This is a genomic window from Lactiplantibacillus sp. YT640, assembly GCF_049745435.1.
GTDB classification, from domain to species: domain Bacteria; phylum Bacillota; class Bacilli; order Lactobacillales; family Lactobacillaceae; genus Lactiplantibacillus; species Lactiplantibacillus plantarum.
This window is the reverse complement of record NZ_JBMNVY010000060.1, coordinates 1-7071: the sequence shown is the minus strand read 5'-3', so window position 1 is coordinate 7071 and position 7071 is coordinate 1. Positions and strand designations below refer to the sequence as shown.

At 35.8% G+C, this 7071-nt stretch carries 5 protein-coding genes and 1 pseudogene; all 6 read right to left on the bottom strand.

Going from position 1 to position 7071, the window contains the following annotated elements; translation table 11 throughout:
* Positions 1-76 precede the first annotated feature (76 nt).
* Entirely contained in the window at positions 77-1834 is a 1758-nt protein-coding gene (locus ACOV1R_RS15535; protein WP_125607113.1) for a UvrD-helicase domain-containing protein, read from the bottom strand.
* Positions 1831-3561 (bottom strand): ATP-dependent nuclease, encoded by a 1731-nt coding sequence (locus ACOV1R_RS15530; RefSeq protein WP_217203417.1) that lies wholly within the window; start codon positions 3559-3561, stop codon positions 1831-1833. Before ACOV1R_RS15530 ends, ACOV1R_RS15535 begins: the two co-directional genes overlap by 4 nt.
* A gap of 315 nt (positions 3562-3876) precedes the next feature.
* Positions 3877-4797 (bottom strand): IS30 family transposase, encoded by a 921-nt coding sequence (locus tag ACOV1R_RS15525; protein ID WP_158179167.1) that lies wholly within the window; start codon positions 4795-4797, stop codon positions 3877-3879.
* Between the two features lie 299 nt (positions 4798-5096).
* Positions 5097-6122 (bottom strand): hypothetical protein, encoded by a 1026-nt coding sequence (locus tag ACOV1R_RS15520; RefSeq protein ID WP_217203419.1) that lies wholly within the window; start codon positions 6120-6122, stop codon positions 5097-5099.
* Positions 6123-6147: 25 nt separating this feature from the next.
* Positions 6148-6252, bottom strand: a pseudogene (locus ACOV1R_RS15515) (IS5/IS1182 family transposase); the annotation flags it as partial.
* A gap of 418 nt (positions 6253-6670) precedes the next feature.
* A partial coding sequence (locus ACOV1R_RS15510; RefSeq protein WP_424744289.1) for an IS30 family transposase occupies positions 6671-7071 on the bottom strand: 401 nt, incomplete at its 5' end.

Sequence of the window (7071 nt, the reverse complement as noted above, 5' to 3'; positions counted from 1 at the left end):
GCATGTAAAAATTCCTTCCTTTTGAGAGACGATTTATTCATTATACCCTCTCTTAAAAGTTGTCTCAGGAATCAGCTTACATCCATTTATATACTTTGTTAGCCGACAATATCTTGAATATCGGCAAGCTGGCTAAAGAACTTAGGGAAGTATTATATTTTTCCCCCCATGGTGTACGTCCCTCATTTGAGTAAGAAAAAAAGACCTCTTTCTTAGCTCTTGAAAATGCAACATAAAGTTTGTTGGTTATATCATTCAAAGCACCTCTATCTACTTCATCAATATTAATGGTCGTCTGACTAACTGGAATTCCTAGATCTCTTAAATCATTATGGTTTGGAAAATCGTCTTGTTGGAAATTTGCAATTATTACGTAGTCCCACTCAAGTCCCTTTGCTCCATGAATTGTTGATATAGTAACCTTAGTTGTGACATCTGGTAAACTTTGGCGAAGTGATTGGCTACTTAAAGTAGAAATAATATGATTATTGCGAAAAGCAGACGGAAATTTTTTGACCGAACTATAAAGAAACACACGTAGTAACTCCTCAAAGGACGTTGTATAGTCTGAGAGGGGTGAATTGCTTTTAACATTATGACAAAAGTGTTCAATCTCATGTTTTGTAATAGGATGATTTAAAAAATTTGACTGATATAATTCTAATGCTTGATATTCAAAATCTATGAAATTTGGATCCTCGGCTTTGAAAGTAGCATCCATTAACGGCAGGACTTGTCTTATGTTTGTCACTAATTCTTCGGTAGTACCCACTCCTTGATTAACTAATATTGCAACTGTTGCATCGGGATCAGTAGACTGAATATGTTGGATGAGTTCTATAATTCGTGATGCTTGGTCATAAATCGTAATACCGTGTAACGGTTTAATACCTACTGGCTTAATTGAGGTATCATAAGGATTATCTCTGAATTTATGAAGTGCAGTGTCAAGAGCCAACATATTAGGTCGTTTTGTGAAGCGATAGTTCTTTAACAAACGTATATAAGTAATCCTATGGTTTACATCATCACTGACTATACGATCAATTAGGTTTGGGATAGCTCCTAAGAAACCATATATTTGTTGCATTTGGTCTCCGAAGACCACACATTTTGTGTCAGGAAGTATTAATGTGCGAATAAGCGCCAATCCAAGAACGTTAGTGTCTTGAAATTCATCAATACATACAGCCTTGAAAATTTTTTGATACCCATGTTGAATTGAGGGGTACTCTTTAAAAAGATTAAGTACAAATAATATAATTGCATCGTAGGTTATTTCCCCCTTCTTGATAAATAATGACTTCTGAGCTTCAATGTAAGGTGGGGTACGTGTAAAAAGCTGATCTATTGATATTGATGCTGAAGATATATCTTGTTCCAAGTGCTGTATTAAAGTAAGATTTTCTTTATCACTAGATGAAATTGAATGAACGTGCCAAGTATCAATGGATTTCAATGCATTAATGTCTTTTACTCCAACAAGGTATCCATACTTTTTAAGCACCATTCGACAAAACCCATGAAAGTTAGTAGTCCATATTTGACCAGTCGTTTTATTAAATTGAGAGGTGTTGAAGAACACTTCTGATATGCTTTCCTTCATTCGGTTAGCTGCACTAACACTGAACGAAAGACAAAGAATGAATTTGTTTTCCGGAATTTTATTAATTGCAAACCAGTAGCTAATCATCGATACCATAGTAAATGTTTTTCCATAGCCTGCAGATGCCTCAACTATTAGCCTGTTATTGTTATTAGTAATAACCGCAAGCTGTTCTGGGTCTTGAGAAAATCGACTAACAATTTCGCTTGATGTAATCTTATCTTTCATTTTATGGCCTCCAGAAGTGTTTTCTTGTACACATCAGGGACAACTGATACATATCGTGCAATAACAGAGCCATTCAAAATAGACTTATTTTTAAAATATTGTTTCCCAATCAATTTTTCCAGAACATTATTTTTAATTTTTTTGATTTCATCATCGTCAAGCTTTTCAACATATTCTTTAATAAATTCACAAACATTTTCGTGCTTGCACACTTTCCTTATTCTATCTTTTTTAAAGTTTTGATCAAAAAAGGGGTCCCAAAAGCTGCCATCATATTCGTTTTCGTTAATATACTCTTCAAAGTCGGACAAATAAAAATTTATGCCGTTTATGTCCATCAATTTTAGGCATTCATATTCGAAATCCTTTTCTTTTGTAACATTTGTACGCAGATATCCCCTGTCTTGTCCGTCATTGTCAATAACAGCATGATTGTTTATACCCAGTGTCTCAAAAAGTTCTTGAAGAGGAGGTATATTCTTAACACCGCCAGATTTAACTATATCAACATTATGATTAACAAGAGAAATTTTCAAACGTTTTGCGAAAACGGGTATCGCACTTTCTTCGGTGTCGCCCTCAACTAAAATAACCCCATCCGAAAATAGCGAATTCTTTATATATGGAAGCTGCATTTCAAGCTGTTTTTTTTGTCTCATTTTTAATTGAACATCACTACCTGAGGTGATTTTCAATTGATTATTAAAGATTCCATAGCGAATATATTTATGATAATCGTCAGATAAGATATACGGAGAATGTGTCACAACAATTAATTGACCTTTAATTTTGCTGATATTAAACATTTCTTTTAAAAGAGTATTAAAGTTTTCATCATTCCCTGCTAAAAGATTTTCTATATCTTTTATGACAGACCGCTGTAAGTTAGGATGTAAGTGTACTTCTGGCTCGTCTAATCCAAGAATTATATTTAACTCATAAGTATCTTCATTTACCATGGAAAGATGTTCATCTAAATGACCATAACGTGACCAATATATAATTTGGTCCAAAATCGCTAATGGAATTAGACTCGAAAACTGAATACCAAACCCCATTTTGGAGAAGTCAATGCCCCAAGGCCCTTGAACCTTCAGTGTACGAGTGATGTAATCTAAATAGTTTGCTTCCAGCCCCACTGTAACATTGTTACTTTTAAAAGGTTTAATTTTCATAAGCCATTTATTAATATATTCGATAACTTCTTTATCTGTTTTGGTTGGGGATATATTGTCTATGTTTCTATTCAATAAAAATCTTTTCGTTAAATATGGTATCAATTTGTAATTACCTGCTTGTTGAGTTAGATCGTTTTCTTTAATTGGTTTCTGACTTGACGAAAACCCAATGTAATTAGTAAATTGAATTTGTTTTTTTGAAATCTGGTCCCCAGTTGTTTTTGATGTGATTATTATTTGCGAATCTGGATCTTCCTGTTTAAAAACAATCGTGATTTGGTTATCTTCACTTTCAGAAAAATCATCTCCAAAAAAGCCAACCTCACTGTTCTTCAAGTAAATGGTAGCTCTAACTAGTATTGGCTTTTGATCGTTTAGAAAATCTGATTCGTAAAAGTTTTTCCCTGACAATATTGTATTAATTAGGTCAAGAGTACTTGTTTTCCCAATGTTATTCTTACCAACAATATAATTACCATTACTATTAAAGCTTAACTCCATGCCATCTAACATTCTAAAGTTTGAAATACACAATTTCAGTAATTTCATTGTTGTATTGCTCCTCTAATTTCCCTAATTATCGATTTGGGCTTCCACTTGAACAAGTCTAATGACATCTAGAATTCTATTATATCACGAAGTAAAAAATGACCATTAGGTGTACCCTAGTGGTCGTATAATTTAAACTTAATTAGTTTTAAATTTTCCTCGAACAGCTTTATACAAGCTCCATTCTTGCTTTCGTTTATCAGTAGCACTAACTTCGATGGAATTTGTTTCATCTGCATTCCTATAATACGTATTCTGGTTGGGATACCCTAGAATCGCTTAGTAGTCATCTTGCCCTAGATTGCAATAATAAAGTTACCACCTAGAAAGAGGCTTGCTCACTGCTTGAACTGGGGTTTGCCAACGGAGACATTTTCTAGGTTTGTTATTGATAAGCGCTGTGGCTTGTTGAATATCGGTCTCTGAAACCTGATCAAACTGTGTTCCCTTCGGGAAATAGTAGCGAAGTTCTCGATTGAACCGTTCATTTGTGCCCCGTTCATTCGGGTGATAGGCGTGGCAAAAGTAAACCGGTATCCGATAGCGCTTTGTAAGCGCCTGATCGCAGGAAAACTCTTTACCGTGATCAACCGTCACTGATCGAATTGGACCCGGAAAGTCCACCATCAGTCTTGCAAATCCCTTGAGAACAGCATTTTGTGATAAGTTTTCAAGCTTAGTTGTCGCCATTAAACGTGTCACCCGATCGACAATGGTCAAAACAGCAGCCTTTGACCCGCGACCACCGCGAACTGTATCCATCTCTAAATGTCCTTTTTCGGTTCGCCGATTAGCTGACTCACTGCGAATCTCAATTGAGGTGCCTACTGCTTGGTTATAGCGCGACCGAAGGTCTTGTCTTCTTTTATGACGTTTACCGTGATCAAAGAGTTGGCTTGGCTGAAAATCGACTTGTCTTTGATAAATCCAGTGGTAAATCGTGTGTGGCGCACAGTGAACGGCATAACCGACCATTTCAGGGGACCAACCTAGGTTTAGCTTCTCAGTTACCATCCGCTTCAACTTAGGCGTTAAAATCGAGTGCCGACCACAACGATGCCGACAAGTATCGGCATGATCCTGAGCTATAATGGCGCAGTAATCACCTTCAGGGCAACGGTGAAGCTCATGCCTAATAGAAATACGAGAGCGGCCTAAGGTCGCGGCGATGTATTGAATCGTGTGGTGTTGCATCAGTTCTATCTGAGATCGTTCAATTAAGGTTATAATGGCCATGGGACCTGTCCTTCTCTCTAGATGGTATGTTATGCAAACACCATTTTAGCAAGAACGGACAGGTTTTTTTTCACATTTTCTGGGTGGTAACTTTAATTATGCAATCTAGGAAATTAGCATTATCACTACTGGGAGCATGTCTCTTATCTAATTGATCTATATGAACCATTACAGGGAGCGGAAAGCTGGTTCCTGTAAAGATAGCACTTCCAGGGGCTAGAGAAGGGATAGCAGATTTTGAAACACTATCCAATGAATTTAATGTATTGCCTAACATATTCAAATCAACTTCATTTTTATTATTTAAAGTACTTAACAAATTGTGAAATGGAAGCTGGGAGAATGTTTATATTGTGTGGATCAAATGCAAAATCAAGTAATTCGTTTATATTATAATTTTTTTCTGTTAAGTTACAGGAATCATCTAGGTAATATTGTGCAATTCTTTTATTCTTGTCTCCATCAATACTTCCTGCAGTTGTTACAAGCCATAATTCTTCATTCTTATTAGAAAGCAATGATGTATAATCCTTAGATTTAAGAGAAGTAGTTCCATTTTTCACTTGAATATAAATTCTCCTGTTTTTATAGGTACCTTGTTTTTTTGAGGCATCAACTAATACAAATTCGTATCTCTGTGTACCAATTTTGTTGGTTGACGGTATCACCACATAATTGAATTGATCATACAACCATAAAGAAACTAAATCTTCAGCAGCTGCATAACCAATTAAATTAAATAGAGAACTTCTTGTATGAATCATTTTAGGAGGCAAAAGATCAGTCTTGTTTAGGAGTATTGCTGAATAATAACTTGTTGCAGTATATTGGGAAGTTTCTAAGGGTGTCTCATGATTATCAACTTTTGTAATTGCTCTCTTATTGTGTGTATACGTCGATACAGAACCTGGAACAGCGTCTTCTTTTCCGACTGGTATCCAATTAATATCAGTTAACATAGCTGAACAGTCAAAGTTTGAAGCTATTTCTCCAACATCAAAATGAAATAAATCTTTAGGTTTATCAGGTATCTCAGCGACATAATATATACCATTGCATCTGACCCAAATAAAATCCCCCTTTCTGACATTTTCAAACAACTGATGTACGCTTTGATAGCCCCATTTAGAATTCCAATGGTTCTCTTTTATTTGTTTATTCCAAAATTCCTTATAGTCTTCAAAAGTGTTAATTTTCTCTCTCCCAGGAACATTTGGAAATGACCATCCACATGAGACACAATGGTTTTTAATAAAAAATTCATATGATTTTATATCATGATCACCCCCACCTTTTCCCTTTATTTTCCAAGCATGTATTGTCATCGTAATTGTCCTCTTGTATTCTAAATTATTTTAATAACAGTGCTAGGAACGCCAAAACGACTATTTGCAGACTAATGGTTAATGGATGCTCAAAATTCCCCAAAAGTTGCCGACAGTTCTCTAACCAACTAAGGATCGTTCGACTACCTAACGTTGTGAGGCATCTGTCCATGTTTTAATTCACTTTGCAATGATCCCTTTAGCGTCAGTCTTACTATTCCTACATTAACAAGAATATCACAAAATGTATTTTTAAATTTACGTTCTGAGAATCAGAATAACTTTATTGGAACAGCTCTTCAAATTTAATGGTTAGCTCAATAATAGTTTCTTATTTTTTTTAGCTTTTTATCTGTTTTAGTCTTATTCCCAAATTGCAAGAACAAATTAGCCACACGATAAATCCTATTAAATCAGTATTTTCATTAATATTCATATTTTATGGACTTAACTTAACCGGCGNTCCCAAATTGCAAGAACAAATTAGCCACACGATAAATCCTATTAAATCAGTATTTTCATTAATATTCATATTTTATGGACTTAACTTAACCGGCGGAAGCAGTGGAGAAAAGCTCTTTGGGTGTTTGATAGCCAGTTTGCCGGCGCGGTAAATTGTTTAGCTTTGACTCAACTGCTTGGATATCATGAGGACCCAAAATATCCATGGATAGACCCTTGGGTACATCGCGGCGGATCATTCGATTATGCGCTTCGTTAGTCCCGCGCTCAGAGGAACGATATGGATGGGCATAATAAAGGTCGGCGACACCGGTAAGTACAGTGCCAACTTCCGAGAACTCAGCGCCATTATCGGCAGTAACTGACTTCATGATTGATCCGTATTCTTGACAGATCTTGGCTAGCTCATAGTTGACTGAATCGGCATCACGACCATCGATCAAACGTAGAATTTGGCAGCGGGATTGACGCTCGATCAGCGTTAAGA